This is a genomic window from Streptomyces sp. f51, assembly GCF_037940415.1.
In the GTDB taxonomy this organism is placed as follows: Bacteria; Actinomycetota; Actinomycetes; order Streptomycetales; family Streptomycetaceae; genus Streptomyces.
This window is the reverse complement of sequence record NZ_CP149798.1, coordinates 2,205,791-2,232,380: the sequence shown is the minus strand read 5'-3', so window position 1 is coordinate 2,232,380 and position 26,590 is coordinate 2,205,791. Positions and strand designations below refer to the sequence as shown.

Sequence of the window (26,590 nt, the reverse complement as noted above, 5' to 3'; positions counted from 1 at the left end):
CGCATCGTAGGCGCGTGCGGTTCGCCCCGACGCGCCGACCCCGGCCGCCCCGCGGCGCGGAGCCGCAGGTCGGAGCCCTCACAGCGGGCCGCGACCACGCGGTGAACCACCGGAAAACGCCCGACATGCCCACGCAACGGCCCGGCAACCTCCTCCCGTCAGGATCGACCCATGACGGCCCCGAACCCCGCTCGCGACGCGTTCTCCCACCGCCCCGGCGCCGGCCTGGAAGGCCATCCCGAGGGCCACCTCGACAGTGCGGCGCAGCTCATGAACCGGATCGCCGGGCAGCTCGGCAGCCGGCTCAGCCTCGTCGCGCCGGACGGCACCCGCCGTCCGCCGCCGCCCGCCCTCGTCCTGGTCGCCCACGGCAGCCGCGACCCGCGCGCCCTCGCCACCGTGCGCACCCTGATCGAACGGGTCCGCGAGCTGCGCCCGCACCTGTCCGTCGACCTCGGCCACATCGAGCTGAACGAGCCGCTCCTCGGCGACACCCTCGCCGCCCTGGCCGGCCGTCAGGACGCCGTCCTCGTGCCCCTGCTGCTCGGCCGCGGCCACCACGTACGGCGTGACATCCCCGAGGCCGTCGCCGCCGTCCCCGCGCTGCGCGCCCGTGTCGCCGCCCCGCCCGGCCCGCACCCGCTGCTCGTGGAGACCCTGTACGCGCGGCTCGTCGAGGCCGGATGGCGCACCCGGATGAGCGACCCGGCCCGCCGCGCGAGCGCCGTCGTCCTCGCCTCCGCCGGGTCCCGCGCCCCGGACTCGGCCGCCGACACCCGCCGCACCGCCCAGCTGCTCGCCGAACGCCTCGGCGTCCCCGTCGTACCGGCGTACGCCTCCGCCGCCGCGCCCACCGTCACCGCCGCCGTGCGCTCCCTCGCCGCCCGCGGCCGCCACCGGATCGCCGTCGCCTCCTACTTCACCGCCCCGGGCCGCTTCGCCACGCAGACCGCCGAGGAGGCCCCCTGGATCTGCGCCGAGCCGCTCGGCGACCACCCGGCGATGGCCCGCCTCGTCCTGCACCGCTACGACCAGGCCGTCGCCGCCCCCGAGCCCGCGACGGGGCGCACCCTGATCCCGGCCTGAACCCGGTCCCCACCGCCGTGCCCGGCACCGCGCCGCCGGCGCCCCCGCCCCGATTGTCACCGCCTGCGTCTACTGTCGGGGCATGGAAGGCATGGCACCGAGGACCGAAGACACCGCACCGCAGGCACACGAGAACCACCCGTCCCACGAGAGCCGGACGGGTCACGGGAACCACCCGGCCCACGAGATCCACACGGCCCACGACGCGTACGACCCGTCGGCCGTCGAACGCTGGGCCGCCGAGCCGGACAAACGGCCGGGCCGCACCGCCTTCCAGCGCGACCGCGCGCGCGTGCTGCACTCCGCGGCCCTGCGCCGCCTCGCGGGCAAGACCCAGGTCGTCACCCCCGGAACGCTTCCCCAGGTGCTCGGCGCCGCCGGATCGGGCGGCGCGCCCATCCAGGTGTGGGACGCCAGCCCGCGGACCCGGCTGACCCACTCCCTGGAGTGCGCCCAGGTGGGCCGCGAGCTGGGCGCCGCCCTCGGCTGCGACCCCGACCTCGTCGAGGCGGCCTGCCTCTCGCACGACCTGGGCCACCCGCCCTTCGGGCACAACGGCGAACAGGCGCTCAACGAATTCGCCGAGGACTGCGGCGGGTTCGAGGGCAACGCCCAGTCGCTGCGCCTGCTCACCCGGATCGAGCCCAAGCGCTTCGTGCGCAGCGACATGGTGACCCCGGCCTCCGCCGCCGCGGGCGACGACCTCGTCAGCGTCGGCCTGAACCTCACCCGGGCCGCCCTCGACGCCGCCACCAAGTACCCGTGGCCCAGAGGCGCCCGTCCCGCCGATCCGAAATCGCCGAAATTCGGGGTCTACGAGGACGACCGGCCGGTGTTCGACTGGATCCGCGAGGGCGCCCCCGGCACCCGGACCTGCTTCGAGGCCCAGGTCATGGACTGGGCCGACGACGTGGCGTACTCGGTGCACGACATCGAGGACGGACTGCACGCGGGCCACATCGACCCCGCCAGCCTGCACGCGGGACCCGAACGCGACGAGATCTTCGCCGTCGCCGTGGGGCGGTACGTGCCCGAGGACACCGATCCGGCCGAGCTGGCCGAGGCCCTGGACCGGCTCCTCGGCCAGGAGTGGTGGCCGCACGGATACGACGGATCGGCCGTCGCCCAGGCCCGCCTCAAGGACGCGACCAGCCAGCTCATCGGCCGCTTCTGCCTGGCCGCCGAGGGCGCCACCCGCGCGCGGTACGGCAGCGGACGGCTCACCCGGTACGCGGCGGAACTGGTCGTCCCGCGCTCCGCCCGCCTGGAGTGCGCCGTCATCAAGGCGGTCGCCGACCGGTACGTGATGCAGCGCGCCGAACAGGAACTGCTCCGCGCCGACCAGCGGATCGTCGTCGCCGAACTGGCCGAGGCGCTCACCGCCCGCGCCCCCGAGGTGTTGGATCCGCAGTTCCGGGCACTGTTCGAGCACGCGGCCGACGACCGCGCCCGCAAACGCGTGATCGTGGACCAGATCGCATCTCTCACCGATGCCTCGGCGCGTTCCCTGCACCTCAGACTCACCACGCGTTCCCATGGGAGCGGACAGATGTGACCCTGCGTGGCCTGATCGGGCCACCACCCCTTCCCGCATCACGCTCCGTGCGGGACGCTCGCATATGGCGACATCCTTACGAGGAGGCATCAAGTGGTCGACGCGGATCAGACATTCGTCATCGTCGGGGGAGGCCTGGCAGGCGCCAAGGCGGCCGAGACGCTCCGAGCGGAGGGCTTCACCGGCCGCGTGATACTGATCTGCGACGAACGCGACCACCCGTACGAACGCCCGCCGCTGTCCAAGGGCTACCTCCTCGGCAAGGAGGAGCGCGACAGCGTCTTCGTGCACGAACCCGCCTGGTACGCGCGCAACGACATCGAACTGCACCTCGGCCAGACCGTCGACGCGATCGACCGCACGGCGAAGACCGTCCGCTTCGGCGACGACGGCACCCTGGTCCACTACGACAAGCTGCTCCTGGTGACCGGCGCCGAGCCGCGCCGCCTCGACATCCCGGGCACCGGACTCGCCGGCGTGCACCATCTGCGCCGCCTCGCCCACGCCGAGCGTCTCAAGGGCGTCCTCGCGGCCCTCGGCCGGGACAACGGCCACCTGGTGATCGCCGGAGCCGGCTGGATCGGCCTGGAGGTCGCCGCCGCGGCCCGCGAGTACGGCGCGGAGGTCACCGTCGTCGAACCCGCGGCGACCCCGCTGCACAACGTGCTCGGCCCCGAACTCGGCGAGCTCTTCGCCGAACTGCACCGCGAGCACGGCGTGCGCTTCCACTTCGGGGCCCAGCTCACCGAGATCGTCGGCCAGGACGGCATGGTGCTGGCCGCCCGCACCGACGACGGCGAGGAACACCCCGCCCACGACGTCCTCGCGGCCATCGGCGCCGCCCCGCGCACCGGCCTCGCCGAGGCCGCGGGCCTGGAGCTGGCCGACCGCGCGCACGGCGGCGGCATCGCGGTCGACGAGCAGCTGCGCACCTCCGACCCCGACGTGTACGCCGCCGGTGACGTCGCCTCCTTCCACCACGGCCTCTTCGGCACCCGGCTGCGCGTCGAGCACTGGGCCAACGCCCTCAACGGCGGACCGGCAGCCGCCCGCTCGATGCTCGGCCGCGGGGCGACGTACGACCGGGTGCCCTACTTCTTCTCCGACCAGTACGACGTCGGCCTGGAGTACTCGGGCTGGGCGCCCCCGGGCTCGTACGACCAGGTGGTGATCCGCGGTGACGCGGGCAAGCGGGAGTTCATCGCCTTCTGGGTGAAGGAGGGAAGACTGCTGGCCGGGATGAACGTGAACGTGTGGGACGTCACGGACCCGATCCAGCAGCTGATCCGCTCCCGGACCGCGGTGGACACCGAGGCGCTCGCCGACCCGCACGTCCCCCTGGAGAGCCTGGCCCCCTGACCGCCTCGCCGGAGCCGCGCCGGGCCGCTCCGGCGGCGTCCGTGTGCCGTGGATCACCGGGGTACGCCCCGGGTCCCGGCACGTGGGCGTCCTCCTGCCCCGGGAGTGTCGGCGCGGCCCCGTAGAATCACCTCGTGGCAGGCAGGATCAATGACGAGGACGTGAAGGCGGTTCGGGACGCGGTCCCGATCGACGCCGTGGTGTCCGAGTACCTCCAGCTGCGCAACGCGGGCGGCGGAAACCTCAAGGGCCTGTGCCCCTTCCACGACGAGAAGTCACCGTCGTTCCAGGTCAGCCCCAGCAAGGGCCTCTTCCACTGCTTCGGCTGCCAGGAGGGCGGCGACACCATCACGTTCGTGATGAAGGTCGACCACCTCACCTTCTCCGAGTCCGTCGAGCGCCTCGCCGCCCAGGCCGGCATCACCCTGCGCTACGAGGAGGGCGGGTACAACCCGGCCCACCAGCGCGGCGAGCGCATCCGGCTGGTCGAGGCCCACAAGGCGGCCGCGCGGTTCTACACCGAACAGCTCGACACCAGCCCCGAGGCCGACACGGGCCGCGCCTTCCTCGCCGACCGCGGCTTCGACCAGGCGGCCGCCGCCCACTTCGGCGTCGGCTACAGCCCCCAGGGCTGGGACCACCTCACCCGCCATCTGCGCGGCAAGGGCTTCACCGACAAGGAACTGGTCCTCTCCGGCCTCGCCCAGGAGGGCCGCCGCGGCCCCATCGACCGCTTCCGCGGCCGCCTCATGTGGCCGATCCGCGACATCGGCGGCGAGGTCGTCGGCTTCGGCGCCCGCAAGCTGTACGAGTCCGACAACGGCCCGAAGTACCTGAACACGCCCGACACCGCGATCTACAGGAAGTCCCAGGTCCTGTACGGCATCGACCTCGCCAAGAAGGACATCGCCAAGAGCAGCCGGGCCGTCGTCGTCGAGGGCTACACCGACGTCATGGCCTGCCATCTGGCCGGGATCACCACGGCCATCGCGACCTGCGGCACGGCGTTCGGCGGCGACCACATCAAGATCCTGCGCCGGCTGCTGATGGACAACGGCTCGGCCCGGGTGATCTTCACCTTCGACGGCGACGCGGCAGGCCAGAAGGCCGCCCTGCGCGCCTTCGAGGACGACCAGAAGTTCGCCGCCGAAACCTACATCGCCATCGCGCCCGACGGCATGGACCCCTGCGAACTGCGCCTGGCCAAGGGCGACGAGGCCGTCGCCGACCTGGTCGAACCCCGCACCCCCCTCTTCGAGTTCGCGCTGCGCCAGATCGTCCTGCGCTACGACCTGGAGACCCCGGCGGGACGCGCGGCGGCGCTGGACGAGGCTGCCCCGGTCGTCGCCCGCATCAAGAACAGCGGCGCGCAGCACGAGGTCGCCGTGCAGCTCGCCGGCATGCTCGGCATCCTCGACACGCAGTTCGTCGTCAAGAGGGTCGCCCAGCTGGCCCGTTGGGCCCGCGACCGCGGCGGCGCGGGTCCCGCGCCCACCGCCGGCCGGCCCCAGCAGGCCTACGCCGCCGCCCCCAGGCCGTCCGGCGCCGCGGGCCCGGCCCTCACCCTGCGCAACCCCGTCTTCGCCACCGAACGCGAGCTGCTCAAACTCGCCCTCCAGCGGCCCGAGTTGGTCTCCCCGGCGTTCGACGCGTACGGCATGGACGAGTTCACCGCACCGCCGTACGCGGCCGTGCGCCAGGCCGTCATGGACGCGGGCGGCGCCGAGTACGGCGTCCAGGACCCCCAGGAGTATCTGATCCGGGTCCGCGACGCCGCCCCGGACGACGTGGTGCGCGCGATGGTCACCGAGCTGGCCGTCGAGGCGATCCTGCGCAAGACCGTCGACGAGACCTACGCGGGCGACCAGCTCGTCGCGGTCCGCCGCCGCGCCGTCGAACGCCGCATCCGGGACGTCCAGGGCTCCCTCTCCCGTCTCAGCGCGGGCGGCGACCCGGCCCAGCAGGCCGCCGTACAGAACGAGTTGTGGGTGCTCCAGCAGTACGGCCAGGCACTGCGCGAGCGGGGCGCCGAAGCCCTCTGAGGCCGCTCCAGGGGCCCTCGCGGTCGGGCCGGGAGCGCACCGGAGGGGCCGCCGGGACACGACGGGTCGCGGAAGCGGCGGGCGCACATGCCAATCCCGTGCCGGACTTCGCGGGTTTGGCCGCCGCTGAACTGCGCACTCGTCCAGGACGGTAACCACGCGGTCACGGACCATACGCAAAAAGTCACCGCACGCCCCTCGTGGCGGCGATGTGTCGTACTCCACACTGGGTTCCGGTGCCTGAGTCCTCGGAGCGCGGCCGACCCGCACGCGACGGGTTCCCCATCCCCGCGGTTCCGTCAAACGACTGCGGGATGGACAGCGGCGAGGCCGTCGACCCCATCCCCGACGTACCGCTGCCGCACGCCTCAGCAGCGACATCCCTGGAGGTCGCCCCCGTGCAGACCCAGACCCTCGCACAGACCGACAGCATCACCGCCACGGACGCGGAACCCGGCGTCGTCGGGGCGGTCCCCGCGCAGCGCCGGGCCGCGCACCACCCCGAGGGCGAGCCGGAGAGCCCCCCGGAAGGCCTTGGAGAGGGTCCCGGGGCGGAGGCCGAGGTGGAGGTGGAGACCGAGGCCCCCGAACCCGCGGAACCGGTCAGGAGCCGTGCCGCCGACACCGGTGGCCCCTCGTCCGACCTGTTCCGCCAGTATCTGCGCGAGATCGGCCGGATCCCGCTGCTCACCGCGGCGGAGGAGGTCGACCTCGCCCGCCGGGTCGAGGCCGGGCTGTTCGCCGAGGAGAAGCTGCGGCTCACCCCCGGCCTGGACGACCGGCTCGCCCTGGACCTGGACAAGATCGTCGTCATGGGCCGGATGGCCAAGCGCAGGCTCATCGAGGCCAACCTGCGGCTCGTCGTCTCGGTGGCCAAGCGCTACGTGGGCCGCGGCCTGACGATGCTCGACCTGGTCCAGGAGGGCAACCTCGGCCTGATCAGGGCCGTCGAGAAGTTCGACTACGCGCGCGGCTACAAGTTCTCCACGTACGCCACCTGGTGGATCCGCCAGGCCATGTCACGCGCGCTCGCCGACCAGGCCCGCACCATCCGCGTGCCCGTGCACGTGGTCGAGCTGATCAACCGGGTGGTCCGGGTCCAGCGCCGCATGCTCCAGGAGCGCGGCTACGAACCCACGCCCGAGGAGGTCGCCGCGCAGCTCGACCTGTCCGGCGAGCGGGTGAGCGAGGTCCTGCGGCTGGCCCAGGAGCCGGTGTCCCTGCACGCCCCCGTGGGCGAGGAGGACGACGTGGCCCTCGGTGACCTCATCGAGGACGGGGACGCCGCCTCTCCGGTGGAGTCCGCGGCGTTCCTGCTGCTCAGGCAGCATCTGGAGGCGGTGCTCTCCACGCTCGGGGAGCGGGAGCGGAAGGTCGTCCAGCTGCGGTACGGGCTGGCGGACGGGCGTCCGCGCACGCTGGAGGAGATCGGGCGGATCTTCGGCGTCACGCGCGAGCGGATCCGGCAGATCGAGTCCAAGACGCTCAACAAGCTGCGGGACCACGCCTTCGCGGACCAGCTCCGGGGCTATCTGGACTGACCCGGGGGCGCCGCCCCGGACCCCCGCTCCTCGATCGCCGGAGGGGCTGAATGGCTGAATCTCCTCAGCGGGGGTCCAGGGGAGGCAGGCTCTAGTCGACCTCGGCGACCGCCTGGGCGAACTGGGCCTGGTAGAGGCGGGCGTAGGCTCCGCCGGACTCCAGCAGATCCGTGTGGGCGCCCTGCTCCACGATGGCGCCGTCCTCCATCACGAGGATGGTGTCCGCGTCCCGGATGGTCGACAGGCGGTGGGCGATCACGAACGACGTCCGCCCGTGCGCCAGCTTCGCCATCGCCTTCTGGATCAGCACCTCGGTCCGGGTGTCCACGGAACTGGTCGCCTCGTCGAGCACCAGGATCACCGGGTCCGACAGGAAGGCCCGGGCGATCGTGATGAGCTGCTTCTCGCCGGCGCTGACGCCCGTGCCCTCGTCGTCGATCACCGTGTCGTAGCCCTGGGGCAGCGTCCGGATGAACCGGTCGGCGTGGGCGGCGCGCGCCGCCTCCTCGATCTCCCCGCGCGTGACGTCGCGCGAGGCGCCGTACGCGATGTTGTCGGCGATCGAGCCCCCGAACAGCCAGGTGTCCTGGAGCACCATGCCTATCCCGGACCTCAGCTCGTCGCGGGACATGGCGGCCACGTCGACCCCGTCGAGGGTGATCCGGCCGCCCGTGACGTCGTAGAACCGCATGAGCAGGTTCACCAGGGTCGTCTTGCCGGCGCCGGTCGGGCCGACGATGGCCACGGTGTGGCCCGGCTCCACCTTCAGCGAGAGATCCTCGATGAGCGGCTTCTCCGGGTCGTAGCGGAAGGAGACGTGCTCCAGCGCCACCCGGCCGCGCAGCTCCTCGGGACGGGCCGACACCGCCGGGTCCGCCTCCTGCTCGTCGGCGTCCAGGACCTCGAAGACCCGCTCCGCCGACGCGACACCCGACTGCACCAGGTTCGCCATCGACGCGACCTGCGTCAGCGGCATCGAGAACTGGCGGGAGTACTGGATGAACGCCTGCACGTCACCGATCGACAGGGAGCCCGAGGCCACCCGCAGACCGCCGACCACGGCCACCAGCACGTAGTTCAGGTTCGACACGAACATCATCAGCGGCTGCATGACACCGCTGTTGAACTGCGCCTTGAACCCCGCCTCGTACAGCTTCTCGTTCTGCTCGGCGAACTGCGCCGCCGACTCGTCCGCCCGCCCGAACACCTTCACCAGGTTGTGGCCGGTGTACATCTCCTCGATGTGGGCGTTCAGCTTGCCGGTGGTGCGCCACTGCTGCACGAAGTGCGGCTGCGAGCGCTTGCCGACCCGGGTGGCCACCACGAACGACAGGGGCACCGTGACCAGCGCGACGAGCGCGAGCAGCGGCGACACCCAGAACATCATCGCGAGCACGCCCACGATGGTCAGCAGCGAGTTGACCAGCTGGCCCATCGACTGCTGGAGGGTCTGCTGGATGTTGTCCATGTCGTTCGTCGCGCGGCTGAGCACCTCACCGCGCTGACGCTTGTCGAAGTACGACAGCGGCAGTCGCGACAGCTTCGCCTGGAGGTCCTCGCGCATGCGGTAGACGGTCTTGTTGACGGCCCGGTTCACCAGCCGCGTCGCCACCGCCATCAGCAGGCCGGCCAGCAGGAACGTGCCGAGCGCGAACAGCAGGACGTGTCCCACCGCGGTGAAGTCGATGCCCTCGCCCGGGGTGAAGTCCGTCCCCGCGAGCATGTCGGCGACGGCGCCCTTGCCGTGCGCACGCAGCCCGTCGAGGGCCTGGGCCTTGGTCGCCCCGGCCGGCATCTGGCGTCCGACGATCCCCGCGAAGACCAGGTCGGTGGCCCGGCCGAGGATCTTCGGGCCGACCACCGAGAGCCCCACGCTCATGACGACGGCGACGAGCATCACGTACAGCGTGGAGCGCTCGGGCTTGAACTGGGCGAGGAGCCGCCGGCTCGACACCTTGAAATCCATCGAGCGCTGGTCAGGGCCGCTTCCGGCCATCATGCGTCCCATGGGCCCGGCCATCAGGCGGCCTCCGCTTCCGTCAGCTGGGAGAGCACGATCTCCCGGTAGGTCTCGTTGTCCGCCATCAGTTCGTGATGCCGTCCGGTCCCGACGACCCGGCCCTCGTCGAGGACCACGATCCGGTCGGCCTCCCTGATGGTCGACACCCGCTGGGCGACGATCACCACGGTTGCCTCCGCGGTCTCCTCGGTCAGGGCCGCGCGCAGCGCCGCGTCCGTCGCGTAGTCGAGGGCCGAGAAGGAGTCGTCGAACAGATAGATCTCGGGGCGCTGCACCAGGGTGCGGGCGATGGCCAGACGCTGGCGCTGGCCGCCGGACACGTTCGTGCCGCCCTGCGCGATCGGCGCGTCGAGACCGTTCTCCAGCGCCTGGACGAAGCCCTTGGCCTGCGCCACCTCCAGCGCGTGCCACAGCTCCTCGTCGGTCGCCTCCGGGTTGCCGTAGCGCAGGTTCGTGGCGACGGTCCCCGCGAAGAGGTAGGGCTTCTGCGGGACCAGCCCGACCGTCCTGGCCAGCAGCTTCGGCTCGATGGTGGCGACGTCCACGCCGTCGACGAGCACCTGGCCGTCGGTGGCGTCGAACAGGCGGGGGATCATGCCGAGCAGCGTCGACTTGCCGCTGCCCGTCGAACCGATGACCGCGGTCACCTCGCCGGGGCGGGCGACCAGGTCGATGGACCTGAGGACCGGCTCCTCGGCGCCCGGGTAGCGGAACCCGGCCTCGCGGATCTCCAGGTGACCGTGGCGGCGCAGCTCCAGGACCGGTGCGACCGGCGGGACCACGCTGCTCTCGGTGCCCAGGACCTCCTGGATGCGCTCGGCGCAGACCTCCGCGCGCGGCACCATCATGAACATGAAGGTGGCCATCATCACGGACATCACGATCTGCATCAGATAGGCGAGGAACGCGGTCAGGTCGCCGATCTGCATGCCGCCGCTGTCGATGCGGTGGGCGCCGAACCAGACCACCGCGATGGACGACAGGTTCACCACCGTCATGACGATCGGGAACATCAGGGCCAGCATCCGGCCGGTGGCCAGCGACGTCTCGGTGAGGTCGGTGTTGGCGCCCCGGAAACGGTCCTTCTCGTAGCCGTCGCGCACGAACGCGCGGATCACCCGGTTGCCGGTGATCTGCTCGCGCAGGACCCGGTTCACGGTGTCCAGACGCACCTGCATGGTGCGGAACAGCGGGCGCAGCCGGCGCACGATGAGCGTCACGCAGATGCCGAGGGTCGGCACGACGGCGACGAGCACCGCCGACAGCGGCACGTCCAGGCCGAGGGCCAGGATGATGCCGCCCACGCACATGATCGGCGCCGACACCAGCAGGGTGAACGTCATCAGCGTGAGCATCTGCACCTGCTGGACGTCGTTCGTCGTGCGGGTGATCAGCGAGGGCGCGCCGAACTGGCCCACCTCGCGCGCCGAGAACGACTGCACGCGGTCGAAGACGGCGGCCCGGATGTCCCGGCCCACCGCGGACGCCGTACGGGCGCCGTAGTAGACGGCCCCGATGTTGCAGACGACCTGGGTCAGCGAGATGCCGATCATCAGGGCGCCGAAGGTCAGGATGTAACCCGTGTCACCCTTCACGACACCGTTGTCGATGATGTGCGCGTTCAGGGTGGGCAGGTAGAGCGTGGCGCAGGTCTGGAGGAACTGGAGCAGTACCAGCAGAGCGATGGGTTTCTTGTACGGACTGAGGTGGGTCCGCAGGAGTCGTATGAGCACGCGGGGTCTCTCGGAATCGTGGACGGCGGGGGTGACCGACGGGTTGTGCATGATGCACGCACCACCCCCTATCGTCGGACACTCCCCCCGCGTTACCTCAACCGATTAACCCAAGTGCGGTCCAAAAAAGGACACCGCCTCCGCCTTCGGTCGTACGTCCACACCGGGGCTACGCCCGGAACGCCCCGGGATGCGTCTGTTCGCGTACGGAGACGTACTGCTGCCGTACGGCCTGCCCCACGGCGAGGTCGTCACCGGGTTCCAGCACCTGGGCGACCGGACCCTGCCAGCGGGGCGGGGTCCGCGGGTCGAGCGTGCCCTGCGAGACGCCGAGGGCCCAGGCCGCCTGGCGGGCCGCGCCGAGCGCCGCGTAGTCCGCGGGCTGCGGTACGACGACCTGGGCGCCGAACAGCGCCGGCGCCACGGCCTGGACGGCGGGCAGCTCGGCCGCCTGGCCGAGCAGGAAGATCCGGCGTACGTCGACACCCCGGCCGCGCAGCACGTCCAGCGCGTCCGCGAGCCCGCACAGCATGCCCTCGAAGGCGGCCCGCGCCAGGTGCTCGGGCTTCATCGACTCCCGGCGCAGACCGGCCAGCGTGCCCGCCGTGTGCGGCAGGCTCGGGGTGCGCTCGCCCTCCAGGTACGGCAGCAGGACGAGCCCGTGCGAGCCCGGCGTCGACTTCATCGCCAGCTCGGACAGCCCCTCCAGATCGGGCACGCCGAGGAGCTCGGCGGCCCCGCGCAGGGCCCGTACGGCGTTGAGCGTGGTGACGACCGGAAGGTGCATGCCGGTCGCGTCCGCCAGCGAGGTGATCATGCCGCTGGAGTCCGCCAGCGCCTCGGGGTGGACGGCCATCACGGACCCGGAGGCGCCCAGCGACACCACGGCGTCACCGAGGCCGATGCCGAGCCCGAACGCCGCCGCCATCGTCTCGCCCGTACCGGCGGATATCAGCAGCCCCTCGGGCGTGGTCCCGGCCGCCTCGGAGGGGCCGAGCACGTCCGGCAGCCCGGCCTGGTGGCCGAGCGCCAGTTCGACGAGGTCCTGCCGGTACGCGCCGGTCGCCGCGGACCAGTAGCCGGTCGCCGAGGCACCGCCCCGGTCCGTGGTCCGGCGCACCGGCCGCCCGAGCAGCTGCCACACCAGCCAGTCGTGGGCCTGGAGCAGCATGGCGGTGCGCCGCGCGGCCTCCGGCTCGGTCTTGCTCAGCCAGCGCAGCTTGGTCACCGGCTGCGCCGCCTGCGGGACGCTGCCCACCGCCTGCGCCCAGGCCTCGCGGCCGCCGAGCGCGTCGATCAGGTCGGCCGCGGCCACCTGTGCCCGCTTGTCGCCGCCGACCATCGCGGGGCGCACGGTGGCGCCCTGCGCGTCCAGCGGGACGAGCCCGTTCTGCTGGGCCGACACGCCGATGGCCTGGACGCCCTCCAGCAGTCCGCCCCCGGCGGCCTCGCCCAGGGACAGCAGCCAGGCCTGCGGATCCACGTCGGAGGGGCGGCCGGCGCCGTCGCCGTCGAGCGGGTGCGGCGCATACCCCTGCCTCAGCACGGCACCCGTGTCCGTGTCGCAGACGACGATGCGAGTGAAATCGGGCGCACTGTCCAGCCCGGCGACTATCCCCATGGCGGAAATTCTGCCGTACCGCGAGCGCCGGTGGCGCCGGGCGGCCCCACGGACCTCACCCGGCGCCGCCCGACACGGCTTCGCGGCCGCGCCCTACGTCGTGTCCGCGAAGCCCCGCCTGCTCGGCGACGCCTGGAACGCGACTTCGGGGAGGGGCCCTAGGTGTTGCTGGTACCCCAGTCGTCCTCGCCGGTGCCGGACGCGTTCCGCTCCCGCAGGGACCGGACCCGGTCCGAGACCGAGTCGGGGACGCGGTCGCCCACCTTCTCGCTCACGGTGTGCAGCGCCTTGCCCGCGATCTCGCGGCTCTGCTGCGCCGCGGTCTCCGCGGTGTTGCGCACCGCGGGGTTCTGCGCGACCTGGCGCATGGACTTCTTCAGCTGTTCGTAGCGCTCGCGCCCGGCCCTCGTGCCGAGCACGTAACCCAGGGCCAGTCCGGCGACGAACGTGAGCCGGTAGCGCATGACGGCCACCCTTCCCTTGCGTCGGCATCGGTGCGGAGGGAACCGATTGGCGGAGCACCCCCCTGCTTGCGCTAATGTATGTGTCGCAGCAAGCGCACGCCCCCTGGCGAATACCCAGGTGGGTGCGTTCGATGCAAAGATCAATCCCCTGTAGCTCAATTGGCAGAGCAGCCGGCTGTTAACCGGCAGGTTACTGGTTCGAGTCCAGTCGGGGGAGCTCGATCTCCTGTAGCTCAATTGGCAGAGCAGCCGGCTGTTAACCGGCAGGTTACTGGTTCGAGTCCAGTCGGGAGAGCAACGAAAGAGGGCCCTTCGGGGTCCTTTTTCATGTCCGCGGGAACCGCCCAGGGCATGCCGAAGGCGTCATGGTCGCGCGAAGCCGACCAGCTGGAGCAGGAGATCGTATGAGCGGCTATGCTGCGGCAGACGGCGCGCACAAATGTGCGCGGCGCGCCGTAACGGGGCGGTAGCTCAGCCGGTTAGAGCAGCGGACTCATAATCCGTCGGCCGTGGGTTCGAGTCCCACCCGCCCCACCACTGGCTACGCGAGAAGACCTGACGCGGCCAGGGACGGTACGGCAGCCCCCTCCGGCGAGAGGGGGCTTCTTCATGTCCGCCGACCGCCCGCCGTGCCGCCTTCCGGCCATGTGAAGTGACAGGTTCTGGTCAAGGCCTGTCCAAGTGCCTGATGTTTCCTCCCGCCGGTGGTCGGGTCGTCCCCGACCGCTGTATCCGTGCCCGTTCGGGAGGTTTTGGTGTCGGCACCAACCCGCAAGAGACGATGGCTCACGATCTGCGCACTGTCCGCGTCCGCCGCGCTCGTCGCGATCCCCGCGGGCGCCGCGCCCGGTCCGGGCGGCACCCCCTTCGGCGCCCGGGCCCTCGCCCGGCTCGCCGCCGAACGCGCCCAGTCGGCGGGCGCCGTGACCCCCAGGGCGACCGCGAAGGCGAAGGCCGGGGACGACGGCGGTGACGACGGCAACGAGGCCGACGAGATCGCCGAGGGAGCGGACCAGTACGCCGAGGCCCGCACCTCGCCCGGCGTCGTCGCACCGGGCGCGTACGGAGCCGCCTGGAACGCTCTGACCGGCCTGCCGCGCACCGGCGGGAACTGGCGCAACATCACCGACCTGCCGTACGACTCCGACGACGCGCGCTACCGCGACTACGACTCCAACTCCAGCGGCGGCTCCGGCGACGTGACCGGCCGGATGGCCGCGATGGCCGCCGACGACCACGGGGACGTGTACGCGGGCAGCGCCGGCGGCGGCGTCTGGCGCTCGCGCACCGGCGGAGGACACTGGCAGCCGATCAGCGACAGGCTGTCCTCGCAGTCCACCGGCGCGCTCGCCCTCGACGGCGGCGGACGGCTGTGGCTGGGTACCGGCGAGGCGACGACCAACGCGGACGCCTATCTCGGCAGCGGCGTCTACGTCCTGTCCGACCCGCGCCACGGCACGTTCTCCGCGCGCGGCCGGGTCGGCGGCGACGAACTGGAGTCCACCACCATCCACGAGCTGCGCTTCGGCGGCGGCAAGGTGTGGGCGGCGACGAGCGAGGGCGTGTGGAGCCACTCCACGAAGAAGCTCGGCGGGTCCTGGAAGCTGGAGTTCGCGCCCAACCCCGCCTACCTGCCGGGCGGTCCGCTCGCGAACGACGCCTCGGCCCCGTACAAGAACATCGCCAACGACATCGCGATCGACCCGAAGGACCCCTCCAGGGTGGTCCTCGCGGTCGGCTGGCGCAGCGGTGACGACTACAACGGCTTCTACACCCGGGTGAAGGGCGTCTGGACGCGGATCACCGGCGGCCTGGGCGACCTGCCCGCCGACGCAGACAACGTCGGCAACGTCACCTTCGCCCGCTCCGCCGACGGCTCGCGCTACTACGCCGTCGACCAGTCGCCGGAGCAGCTGAACACCAACCCGGACAGCGGCCTGGAGGGCATCTACGTGTCCAAGTCCGGCTCCCCGACCGGACCGTGGACGAAGATCGCCGACTACCGGGGCCTGGCCGCCGACGGCTCGGCGCTGACGTCCAGCGGCTACATGCCCGGCGTGCAGGCCTGGTACAACCAGTTCCTGGCCGTCGACCCGGCGAACGCGCGGCATGTGTACGCGGGCCTGGAGGAGGTCTACGAGACCAGGGACGGCGGCGCGAACTGGTCGACCGTCGGCCCGTACTGGAACTTCGGCTTCGCCTGCTGGAGCATCGACCCGGCCAAGCAGACCGGCGACTGCAACCCGACCACCCACTCCGACCAGCACGGCGTGGCCATCGGGCGCTACCACGGCAAGAGCTTCGTGTACGTCGGCAACGACGGCGGCGCCTACAGGCGCCCGCTCGACGGCTCCCAGGACGCCTCCGGCCACGCCACCGACTGGACCTCGCTCAACGACGGCACCATCGACACCCTCCAGTACTACTCGGTGGGCATCGGCAAGGACCTGACCCACGGCGGGGTGTCCGTCACCGGCGGCCTCCAGGACAACGGCCAGTCCGTCCTGCGCGGCGACGACACGGTGATGGGCTCCGACTTCGGCGGCGACGGCGGCGACACCCTCACCGACCCGGCCGACGGCTGCCACATCGCCGAGGAATACGTCTACCTCGCGATCCAGGTGACCCAGAACTGCGCCGTGAACGACGGGAGCTGGGTGAGCGACCCGAGCAAGGTGACGTCGTACAACGTCGCTCCCGCCGACAACGCGACCGGCGAGGCCCGCTTCATCGCCCCGATCACGGCCGACGCGGGGAACAGCTCCACCTGGGTCGCGGGCGGCCGTCACGTCTGGGTGCAGACCCACGGCTACGCCATCCGCAGCGGCGACGAGTGGAAGAGCGTGTACGACCTCGGCGCCGGGCGTACCGCGACCGCCGTCGCGGCCTCGAACGGGAAGGTGTACGCGGCCTGGTGCGGCCCCTGCAACAACCAGGGCTTCGCCCGCGGCATCTCCGTCGGCAACGAGGACGGTACGGGCTGGCACGACATCACGCTCCCGGCCTCCGGGGCGGACGGCGCCGTGCCCAACCGCTACCTCAGCGGCTTCGCCGTCGACCCGCGCGACGCCGGCCACGTCTACCTCGCGGTCAACGGTTTCTCCCGGCACTGGACCGAGGGGCCCGGGGCCGGCGTCGGCCATGTCTTCGAGTCCAAGGACGGCGGCACCACCTGGAAGGACATCTCCAGGAACCTTCCCGACGTGCCGGCGAACTCCGTGGTCGTCACGCCGGACGGCGGCCTCGCCGTCGCCACCGATCTCGGCGTCGTCCACCGCGCGCCGGGCCGTACGACCTGGCGGCGTGTCGGGAACCTCCCGGCCGTCGCCGTGCTCCAGCTGAAGCTGGGCCCGGACGGCAGGACGCTGTACGCGGCCACCCACGGCCGGGGCATCTACACGATCAAGGTCCGCGACCTCGACTGACGCGGCGAGGCGGAAGGGGTGGCCCCGGACGGTCGGGGTCACCCCTTCCCCGTGTCCGAGAGCCCTGGGCCGCCGCGGGCCGGATCCGACGTGAGTTGACCGTCACATATCCATGACGGGTCCATTTTTGACGCATAAAAGGTTACTCGCGTTCCTGTTCTGTGCGTTTCCTTTGCTCTTCCCCGGAAGATCCTTTGCCTGGAGGCGCCGCCTCAGGCCCTAGCGTGATGATCCACGGGGGGCTCGGCCGACGTGTGCCTCCGTTTTGACGTGCACTCAACTCGCTCCAGCAGCAAGGGACTTGGACGAGTCGAGGCCGAGAGGGGGACGTACGGTATGGGGCGGATCTCGGAGTGGAGACGCGGTCGGACGGCTTGGGCCGCTCGAAGGGTCCGGCGCACGGCGGTGATGACGGCCGGCGCCCTGGTGGTGAGCCTGCTGCCCGCCGGCGCGGCCGCGGCGGCCGCACCGGTGAAGCGGGACATGTCAGCCCCCGCCGCCCCGCACACCAAACGAGTCCCCTTGGCCCACCCCTGGCCCGAGCGGGGTTTCTCCTCCAGGAAGTTCAAGCACTTCGACCCCGCCGGGCACACGAAGCTCCCCGCGCCGGGCAGCGCCGAGGTGACCCTGCCCAGAGGGTCCGCCCCCGCGAACCTGATCGCCAGATCGCCACAGGTGCGGGCCGGGAAACTGCCCGTCCTCCTCGGTGCCGCCGCAGGCTTACGGCCGCAGTCGTCCGCCGTCGCCAGGCCGCAGCGCGTGCGGGTCACGATGCTGGACCGGAAGGCCGCGAGCGCCGCCGGCATCCACGGTGTCCTGTTCACGCTGCGGCGCACCGGCCAGGGAAGCGGAAAGATCCCGCTGCGCGTGGACGACTCCTCGTTCCGCTACGCCTTCGGCGGTGACTTCGCCGCCCGCCTGCACCTGGTCCAGCTGCCCGCCTGCGCGCTGACCACGCCGAAGCTGGCCAAATGCCAGACCCAGGCCCCCCTGCGCACCGCCCCCGGAACACCGCTGTCCGCACAGGTCACCGTTCCGGCCTTCGGCGCGACGGCGTCGGGTGCCGTCGGCTCCGCACAGCCGGCCACGGCCTCGTCCGGCGCGGCGGTGGTCCTGGCGGCGACCTCGGGCACGTCGGGCTCCTCCGGCGACTACGCGGCGACCAGCCTGTCGCCCGGCGGCACCTGGTCGACCTCGGGGAACACGGGCGCGTTCACCTACAGCTACCCGATCACGGTGCCCCCGGCGATCGGCGGCGCGGTACCGAACGTCGACCTCGCCTACAGCTCCGCCAGTCAGGACGCGCGCACCGAGGGCACCAACAACCAGTCCTCGTGGCTGGGCGACGGCTGGACCTCCACCGAGAACTACGTCGAGCGCACGTACAAGTCCTGCAAGGACGACTCGGCGTCCGGAGCGCCGAAGAACGACGGCGACCAGTGCTGGGCGGGACAGATCCTCACCCTGTCCCTGAACGGCAAGTCCGCCGACGTCGTCTACGACGACGCGACCAAGACCTTCCACTCGGCCGACGACAGCGCCACCACCAAGATCGAGGACCTGAGCGGCGCCACGAACGGCACGGCGAACGGGGAGTACTTCAAGGTCACCGAGGGCGGGGTGCAGTACTTCTTCGGCCGCAACCGGCTGCCGGGCTGGGCCGGCGGCAAGGACGAGACGAAGTCCGTGTGGACCGAGCCGGTCCACCACGCGCACAGCGGCGTCTCCGACTGCCCCGACAGCACGGACTTCGCCTCCACTTCCTGCACGCTGGGATACCGGTTCAACCTGGACTACGCGGTGGACCTGCACGGCAACGCGGCCGCCTGGTACTACACCCCGGACACCGGCTACTACGGCGCGGACATGAAGGACACCGCTGTCGCCTACACGCGCGGTGGCACCCTGTCCCGGATCGACTACGGCATGACCGCCTCGACCGTCTACTCGGGCACCGCCCCGGAGCAGATCCTCTTCGACACCGCCGAGCGCTGCATCGCCGGCACGCCCTCCGGCAACACCTGCGCCGACAGCCAGTTCACGCCCGCCAACGCCGCGTACTGGCCGGACGTACCGGTGGACCTGAACTGCGCCTCGGGCTCGACGAACTGCACCAACCACGGCCCCAGCTTCTGGTCGCGCAAGCGCCTGACCTCGATCACCACCCAGATCCAGGTGGGCGGAGCGACCCAGCAGGTCGACAAGTACACCTTCACGCAGTCCTTCCCCGACGGCGGCGACCACGCCCCCACGCTGTGGCTGGACTCCATCAAGCGCACCGGCCTGGACACCCTGGGCGGCGCGTCGGGCAGCACCTCCACACCGGCGGTGAGCTTCGACCCGCCGCTGCAACTGCCCAACCGGGTCGGCACGATCCCGCAGATGCCGCTGATGTACCACGACCGCATCCAGACGGTCACCAGCGAGACCGGCGCCCAGACGACCGTCACCTACGACCGGCCGAACTGCTCCAGCGCCCCGGCCAGCGACCCGAACGACCCCACCGACGCGGCCGCCCAGTCCTTCGCCTCCACCAACACCCTGTCGTGCTTCCCGGTGTACTGGGCCCCCGACGGGCAGCCGGCGCCGTGGATGGACTGGTTCTACAAGTACAAGGTCTCCTCGGTCGTCACCGAGGACACCCACAACTCCTACCAGGACGGCACCGAGCCCAAGCTGGAGACGGACTACGCCTACAAGGGCAGTCCCGGCTGGCACTACGACGACAACGAGCTGGTCAAGGCCAAGAACCGTACCTGGGGCCAGTTCCGCGGCTATCCCGAGGTGGACGTCACCACCGGCGACCCCAGCGTGTTCCACCTGACCAACGGCGCCAAGGTCTACGACCAGAGGACCCTGGGCAAGACCTACTACTTCCTGGGCATGAACGGCGACACGCTGCCCGGCGGGAAGACCCGCTCGGTTCCGGCGCTGACCAGCCAGGACGGTGCCACCTCGGTCGCCGACGACAACACCCTGGCCGGGCAGGTCTTCGAGGCCGACACCTACACCAGCGCCACGGGCGGCCTGGACAAGGCCGTCGTCACCGTGCCCAAGGTCATCGGTCCCACGGCGGTCCGCAGCCGAAGCGGTGTGCCGGACCTGACGGCGCAGATGGTCCGCACCGCCAGGACGCTGACCCGGCAGGCCGTGTCCTACGGCTGGCGCAGGACCGAGACCGACACCTTCTACGACACGGCGCTCGGCACGTCGACCACGGGCATGCCCGTGCAGTCCGACGACCGCGGCGAGACCACCGACAGCGACAACGTCTCCAAGTGCACCTACACCCGCTACCTCACCGGCAGCGCGGACACCGTGGTGCTGCCCGCCGAGACCGTCACCACGGCCCAGGACTGCTCGAGCGCCGGCGCGACTCCGAGCGGCACCCTGATCTCCGACACCCGCACCTCCTACGACACCAACGGCTTCGCCTACGACGGTGACGGGCAGAAGAACCCGGCCCTGCCGAAGACCGGTGACATCACCCTCGTCCAGCAGGCGTCCGCCGCCACCGGCGCCACCGCGACCGCCTTCGTCTCCCAGGCCGCCTCCCGGTACGACTCCTACGGCCGCCCGACCAAGGTCACCCGGACCCCCGACTCGACCTCGCCGGACGGCAGGAGCCTCGCCCAGACCGTCTTCACCTCCTACACCCCCGCCACCGGAGCGCTCCCCACGGGCAGCACGACCGTCACCCAGGTCACGCCCGGCACGGACTGCTCCGCGGTCACCGTGTCGTCCAAGGACTGCCAACTCGTCTCGCAGTCCCTGGACCCGGCCAGGACCCTGCCGACCGCCAAGACCGACGTGGGCGGCCTGCTCACCTCGCTCACCTACGACGCGCTCGGCCGAATGACCGGGGTGTGGCTGCCGAACGAGATCAAGGCCAACGGCGCACCGGCGAACACGACCTTCAGCTACAGCACCTCCCAGACCGGTCCGTCGAACGTCGCGTCCAACACGCTGCTCGACAACGGCGGTTACTCGACCAGCCAGACATTGTTCGACGCGATGCTGCGGCCGTTGCAGGTACAGGCGACGGCGGAGAACTCCAGCACCGCGGTCTCGGACACCCAGTACGACTCCCACGGCTGGACGGTCTCCACCAACAACGCCTACAGCGTCTCGGGCAGCCCCCGCGGCAGTCTGATCACCGTCTCCCAGGTGTCCATCCCCGACACCACCGTCACCGACCACGACGGGCAGGGCCGGACCGACCTGGTCACCGAGGAACACAACGGAGTCAGGACCTGGGCCACGACCACCGCCCTCACCGGGGACAGGACCACGGTCCTGCCGCCCAAGGGCGGCGTGGCCACCTCCAAGGTCGTCGACGCGCGCGGCCAGACCACCGAACTGGACCAGTACACGGCCGCACCCACCGTTTCCGGCACCGCGGCCACCGGCTTCACCACCAGCGGCGGCACGCCCTCGGCCACCACCTACGGCTACACCGCCGCGGGCCGGCAGCACCGGATCACCGGCCCCGACAAGACGGTGTGGACGTTCGACTACGACCTGCTCGGACGCAAGAAGTCCCAGAACGACCCGGACGCGGGCAAGAGCAGCTACGGCTACGACGACGCCGGCGACCTCGTGTCCACCACCGACGACGCGAAGCAGAACGAACTCGACTACACCTACGACCTCCTGGGCCGCAAGCTCACCGCGAGCGACAAGTCGAAGTCCAACTTCCAGTTCGCCTCCTGGACGTACGACACGAAGCGCATCGGCCTGCCGACCTCGTCGACCCGCTACGTGCAGGGCGTCACCGGCGGGTACACGGTCGCCGCCACCGGCTACACCACCCTCGGCAAGCCGACCGGCACGACGATCACGCTGCCGGCGTCCGAGGCCCCGCTGCCGACGACGTACACCACGACGAACACCTACACCGCCAAGGACCAGCTGCCGGCGACCCGGTCGGACCCGCGCACCCAGGGCCTGAACAACGAGACCATCACCTACGAGCACGACGCACTCGGCAACCCCACGCGAACCACCAGCAGCGCCGGCGTCTACGTCGACGGCACCGTCTACACGGACTACGGGGCGCCGTCCCAGGTCACCCAGGGCGCCTCGACGAACCCCGCCACGACCACGTACCACTACGACGACCAGACCCTGCGGCCGACCGAGCGCATCATCAGCCGGACCCAGGCACCCGGTCCCACGGTCGACGACACCACGTACACCTACGACGCCTCAGGCAACCCGACCTCCATCACCGACCAGCAGTCGGAGACCGGCAACACCGTCACCGACCAGCAGTGCTACAGCTACGACGCCCTGGACCGGCTCACCGACGCCTGGACCGGCAAGGACAACTGCGCCGCCAATCCGCCCACGTCCGGCACCCTCGCCACGACGCCCGGCTCCTACTGGCAGTCCTTCGGCTACGACGCCATCGGCAACCGCCACCAGAGCGTCGACCACGCCATCGGCGGCTCGGGCAGCACCGTCACCACCACCTACGCCGACGGCTGCACCACCGGCTGCAACTCCACCGGCGCCCAGCCCCACACCCTGACCGCCACCACCGGCGGCACCAATCCCACGACCTTCGGGTACGACGAGAACGGCAACCTGCACACCCGCACCCCCACCACCGGCCCCGGTCAGACCCTGACCTGGGACGACGAGGGCCACCTGGCGCAGGTGGACACCACCGGCTCCAGCCCGGCGACCACCAAGTACCTCTACGACGCCGACGGCAACCAGCTCATCCGCCGCGACCCCGGCCAGACCACCCTCTTCGCGGGCGACACCCAGATCGTCGTCAACACCGGCGTCACCCCCAACGTCCTCCTCGGCGCCGTCCGCACCTACACCCACGGCGGCGCCGGGACCCCCGTGGCCATCCGCTCCAGCCTCGCGGGCGGGGGGCTGAAGTACCTGTTCAACGACCCGAACGGCACCGCGACCCTCTCGATGGACACCACCACCCAGCAGGTCGCCCGCCAGCAGTACACCCCCTACGGCCAGCCACGCACCAGCGCCAACACCACCACCTGGCCCGACCCCCTTCACTCCTATCTCGGCGCGCCGCAGGACACCTCCACCGGCTACACCGACGTCGGCGCCCGCAAGTACGACCCCGCTCTCGGCCGCTTCATCAGCATCGACCCGGTGTTGGAGGCGACCAAGCCGCAGGAACTCGGCGGTTACACCTACGCGGCCGACAACCCCATCACCAACAGCGACCCGACCGGCCTCGAATCGTGCTACCCGAGCTCCTACTGCTCCGGCAGCAACGGCACTTACGGGACGTACAAGTCGCACAACGACCCCCAGTCGCCCGACTACGACGGAACCAGCTACGACGCGCCGGGTGACGAGGGCTACCTGCCGCCGATGAAGCTCCTGAAGAGCTGGAACTCGGCCCACCCCGTGCCCACCATCAGGATGATGGTCAATTACGGGACCTATCGTTCGGATCTTTCCCCGCTGAGGAACGTCGAGCTCTATTTCCGTGAACGGTGCAGCGGCGAAGACGCCCTGTGGACGGATGCCTGCCAGGGATTCCAGAAGTTCTACCACCACTGGGACGACATCAAGGACGTCCCGAGCAACCCCTGCAACGCCGTGAGCCTGTGCCAGTCCCTCGGTGATCTGGCCGAGGGAATGCTCGCCGGGGGAGGCCTGGCGGGGGAGGCAGAGGCGGAGGGCATTTCCTTTTGCAGCTTCGATCCGCACACACCGGTTCTGATGGCGGACCGGAAGACCAAGCCCATCGGCAAGATCAAACCGGGCGACAAGGTGGAGAGCGCCGACCCGGCCACCGGTAAGCACCGCGGCCCCCGTAGCGTCACGGCTCGCCTGGTTCACCATGACGACGACCTCGTCGACGTGACGATCCGCGGCGCGGACGGTCACGAGGCGACGCTCCACACCACGTCCCGGCACCCCTTCTGGGACGACACGCTCCACACCTGGATCCCCGCCGGCAGACTCGAGCCGGGCCACGTCCTCAACACCGCCACGGACCACCACGTCCGCATCGACCGGGTCATCACTCGCCCCGGCGCCGCGGACATGTACAACCTGACCGTCCGGGAACTCCATACGTACTATGTGCTGGCCGGTACCACGCCAGTCCTGGTCCACAATGACGACAAGAACCTCTGCAAGCTGCTCGGGATCAGTCAGCCACAGCTCAATAAGCTCGTCGGCGATGCCTATCGCGATCACATTGCCGATTCCTATCGGCAGCGGGGAATGAACGTCATCACGGACGAAACAAATCCAGGTCCGCTGACCTTTCCTACTCCATGGGGTGATCGCATCTACGACATTGGAATTCTCGATTCGAATGGCAATGTCGCACATTACGTGGAGACGAAGTCGGGGGATGCGGGGAAAGATCCATTGCAGGCAAGGAAGGATGCTTATATTGAGCAGAATTTCGGGGTCCGCGTCAACTATGTCTTTGACGGCCACTGAGTCTCAAGGGTAAGCAATCATGGCATTTGAGTGCGGCGCCCTCGGGCGCTCAGGGGGCAAGACTGCTCTGGAGTCCTTGCATTGCCTTCTGGCGTACCTGCTGGCTGAAGATTCCGATGTCTCCCCTGGTTCGATCAGGGAAGGTGAGGGCTGGGCTGCCAGCAGAATCCAGATCGCCCGCCCCGGAGAGGCGGCCATGGAGCAGTACATTCAGGTGAGCGTCGGCGGAGAGATCGTGGACATTTACCTCGAGAGTGCTCGCGAGGTGTTGAGCGACGGTGATCTTCAGGGGAAGGATCTCATGATGACGACTGTTCTCAGTGGAGTAATCGACCCTGTGGTCAATGATCGGATCATGGCCTACGCCCTGACGGAGTGGCACGGAGTTTCATGGGATGAGACCTCCGGATTTACCGTCCCGGGATCGCCTGATTGAGTGCCGTTCCGTAGCCGGGTCAAGCGGTCAACGGAAGTCCTGCGGTCCCTGCCTTGCTTCCGGGCGGGCAGGGTCGGCAGGATGGACCGTTCTGGGTTCGAGAGAGGTCCCAGAAGGTGCTCTGCGGGTAGAAAGCAATCGGGAATTCCATTTTGCTCTCCATCGCCGACCGGCAGTCGGAGACCGGTAACACGGGCACCGACCGGCAGTGCTACAGCTACGACGCGCCGGCTCGGCGACGCCTGGACCGGCAAGGACAACTGCGCCGCCGATCCGCCCACTTCCGGCACCCTGGCCACGACGCCCGGCTCCTACTGGCAGTCCTTGGGCTACGACGCCACCGGCAACCGTCCCCAGAGCGTCGACCGCGCCATCGGCGACTCCGGCGGCAGCGGCCCCGGTCGGGTCCTGACCTGGGACGGCTCGCGGCCGGTCCACCGACGGGCAGGGTGATCCGGGTCGGTGTGGTGGGTGAGGTGGCTTCAAATTCCGTCACGCATAAGGGAGTTGGCGAACACGTTCCGGCACTCAAAGGGCGCGCACAGGTTTCGGCGGTGTAGCTTCTACCCGTCAGTAGAGGCTTGAGCAAGGGTGGAGACGTGGCTGCTGCCCCTTCGCAGACCGAGAAGTTCGCCGCCTGCCTTCGGATGCTGAAGGACCGCAGCGGCAAGGGATACGACCGCCTCGGCAAGGAGGCGGGCGTCAGCGGTTCCAGCCTGCACCGCTACTGCTCCGGCCTGAGCGTCCCGGCGGACTACCGGGTGGTGCACTCCTTCGGCAAGGTGTGCGGTGCCAGCCCGGAGGAACTCCGTGAACTCCACCGGCTGTGGGCGCTGGCGGACACCGACCGGGACGCACCGGCCGCGGCCCCGGTGACCGCCGAGGACGGGCCGCGGCGGGAGCCCGATCCGGCGACGCGGGCGGACAGGGAAGCGCCGGGGGACGAGGAACCGCGCGCGGACGAAGAACCGCGGCCGGGACCCGTGGCGGGCCAGGGCCCGGAGGCCGGGCGGGAGCCGCGGCCCGGGGCGGGCGGTCCCGCCGTGTCCGAGCCGGCCGGTTCCCGTGGCGACGACGCCGTTCCCTCGCTGAACACCCCTGCCGAAGCCGGCGGATCCCGACGGCTCCGGATGCCCCAGAAGCTGTCCTCCCGGTTCGCGGTGCTGGCCGCCGCGGTCGTGGCCGTGACGGGCCTCGTGGCCGGGTTCGTGTGGATGCCCGCCGACGACACGCCGTCGGCCGAGGACGGAGTGCTGTACTCCTCCGCCTGCAAGACGGTCAGCATGGGACAGCACGACGAGTGCGTGCGCGAGGTCCAGACACTGCTGGTGCGGGCCAAGGGCAGGCTCGCCGTCGACGGAGACTTCGGGCCCGAGACCCTGCGCCGGCTCACCGCGTTCCAGGTGCTGGCGGGCATGCCGGCCAGCAACGTGGTCGACGAGCCCACCAAGAAGGCGCTCTACGCGCGGAAGGTGAGCATGGCGACCTGGTCCCCGGACCGGGTGGCCGAGCGGATCCGCGAGGTGTTCCGCGAGGATCCCCGCACCGCCGTGGCCATCGCCCGCTGCGCCTCCTTCCTCGACCCGCTGTGGGTGCTGCCCAACACCAACGGCAGCCGCAACTGGGGCGTGTTCCAGATCTCCGACGTCCGCCTGCGCGAACTCGGCGGCACACCGCTGCGGGCGTTCGACCCCGAGTGGAACATCCAGGCGGCCCACCGGCTGTGGAGCGCCCGGCACGACTTCCACGACTGGCCCTCCTGCGAGGCGGCGCGCAAGGACGAGCCGAAGGGCTGAAGCCCGGAAGGCCCCGGGTACCGCCGCCGCGGTACCCGGAGCCCTCGGCCCCCCGTGTGGTCACCC

At 70.8% G+C, this 26,590-nt stretch carries 13 protein-coding genes and 3 tRNA genes; 12 read left to right on the top strand and 4 right to left on the bottom strand.

Annotated elements, in window-relative coordinates; translation table 11 throughout:
• Positions 1 to 171 precede the first annotated feature (171 nt).
• The 5 genes from WJM95_RS09865 to WJM95_RS09845 all read left to right on the top strand — a co-directional run bounded on the left by WJM95_RS09865 (position 172) and on the right by WJM95_RS09845 (position 7,583).
• Positions 172 to 1,086: a sirohydrochlorin chelatase gene (locus tag WJM95_RS09865; protein ID WP_339129208.1), complete on the top strand. Its 915-nt coding sequence runs from the start codon at positions 172 to 174 to the stop codon at positions 1,084 to 1,086.
• Between the two features lie 82 nt (positions 1,087 to 1,168).
• A complete protein-coding gene (locus tag WJM95_RS09860; RefSeq protein WP_339129207.1) occupies positions 1,169 to 2,641 on the top strand; it encodes a deoxyguanosinetriphosphate triphosphohydrolase in 1,473 nt (490 codons plus the stop codon).
• A gap of 93 nt (positions 2,642 to 2,734) precedes the next feature.
• Positions 2,735 to 4,000, top strand: coding sequence for an FAD-dependent oxidoreductase (locus WJM95_RS09855; protein WP_339129206.1), 1,266 nt, complete (start codon positions 2,735 to 2,737; stop codon positions 3,998 to 4,000).
• Between the two features lie 134 nt (positions 4,001 to 4,134).
• On the top strand, positions 4,135 to 6,042 hold the full coding sequence (dnaG, locus tag WJM95_RS09850) for a DNA primase (RefSeq protein ID WP_339129205.1): 1,908 nt from the start codon (positions 4,135 to 4,137) through the stop codon (positions 6,040 to 6,042).
• Positions 6,043 to 6,278: 236 nt separating this feature from the next.
• The gene (locus WJM95_RS09845) at positions 6,279 to 7,583 is read left to right on the top strand and encodes an RNA polymerase sigma factor (RefSeq protein WP_339129204.1); all 1,305 of its coding nucleotides are present in this window, start codon (positions 6,279 to 6,281) and stop codon (positions 7,581 to 7,583) included.
• A 91-nt stretch (positions 7,584 to 7,674) separates the two neighbouring features.
• Here WJM95_RS09845 and WJM95_RS09840 read toward each other — a convergent pair whose 3' ends face one another.
• The 4 genes from WJM95_RS09840 to WJM95_RS09825 form a co-directional block, all read right to left on the bottom strand.
• Positions 7,675 to 9,603 (bottom strand): ABC transporter ATP-binding protein, encoded by a 1,929-nt coding sequence (locus WJM95_RS09840; RefSeq protein ID WP_339129203.1) that lies wholly within the window; start codon positions 9,601 to 9,603, stop codon positions 7,675 to 7,677.
• The gene (locus tag WJM95_RS09835; RefSeq protein ID WP_339129202.1) at positions 9,603 to 11,336 is read right to left on the bottom strand and encodes an ABC transporter ATP-binding protein; all 1,734 of its coding nucleotides are present in this window, start codon (positions 11,334 to 11,336) and stop codon (positions 9,603 to 9,605) included. The genes WJM95_RS09840 and WJM95_RS09835 overlap by 1 nt, the downstream gene beginning before the upstream one ends.
• Before the next feature lie 169 nt (positions 11,337 to 11,505).
• Entirely contained in the window at positions 11,506 to 12,957 is a 1,452-nt protein-coding gene (locus tag WJM95_RS09830; protein ID WP_339129201.1) for an FGGY family carbohydrate kinase, read from the bottom strand.
• 158 nt (positions 12,958 to 13,115) lie between these two features.
• The gene (locus WJM95_RS09825) at positions 13,116 to 13,421 is read right to left on the bottom strand and encodes a YtxH domain-containing protein (protein ID WP_339129200.1); all 306 of its coding nucleotides are present in this window, start codon (positions 13,419 to 13,421) and stop codon (positions 13,116 to 13,118) included.
• Positions 13,422 to 13,565: 144 nt separating this feature from the next.
• Here WJM95_RS09825 and WJM95_RS09820 point away from each other — a divergent pair.
• From WJM95_RS09820 to WJM95_RS09790, 7 genes are all read left to right on the top strand, one after another.
• Positions 13,566 to 13,638, top strand: a tRNA-Asn gene (locus WJM95_RS09820).
• A gap of 5 nt (positions 13,639 to 13,643) precedes the next feature.
• Positions 13,644 to 13,716, top strand: a tRNA-Asn gene (locus WJM95_RS09815).
• Positions 13,717 to 13,881: 165 nt separating this feature from the next.
• A tRNA-Ile gene (locus tag WJM95_RS09810) sits at positions 13,882 to 13,958 on the top strand.
• A 218-nt stretch (positions 13,959 to 14,176) separates the two neighbouring features.
• Positions 14,177 to 16,846: a glycosyl hydrolase gene (locus tag WJM95_RS09805; RefSeq protein WP_339129199.1), complete on the top strand. Its 2,670-nt coding sequence runs from the start codon at positions 14,177 to 14,179 to the stop codon at positions 16,844 to 16,846.
• A gap of 408 nt (positions 16,847 to 17,254) precedes the next feature.
• A complete protein-coding gene (locus tag WJM95_RS09800; protein WP_339135450.1) occupies positions 17,255 to 24,292 on the top strand; it encodes a polymorphic toxin-type HINT domain-containing protein in 7,038 nt (2,345 codons plus the stop codon).
• Between the two features lie 19 nt (positions 24,293 to 24,311).
• Positions 24,312 to 24,728 (top strand): hypothetical protein, encoded by a 417-nt coding sequence (locus WJM95_RS09795; RefSeq protein ID WP_339129198.1) that lies wholly within the window; start codon positions 24,312 to 24,314, stop codon positions 24,726 to 24,728.
• A 599-nt stretch (positions 24,729 to 25,327) separates the two neighbouring features.
• A complete protein-coding gene (locus tag WJM95_RS09790; protein WP_339129197.1) occupies positions 25,328 to 26,524 on the top strand; it encodes a helix-turn-helix domain-containing protein in 1,197 nt (398 codons plus the stop codon).
• The last annotated feature ends 66 nt before the right edge of the window (positions 26,525 to 26,590 follow it).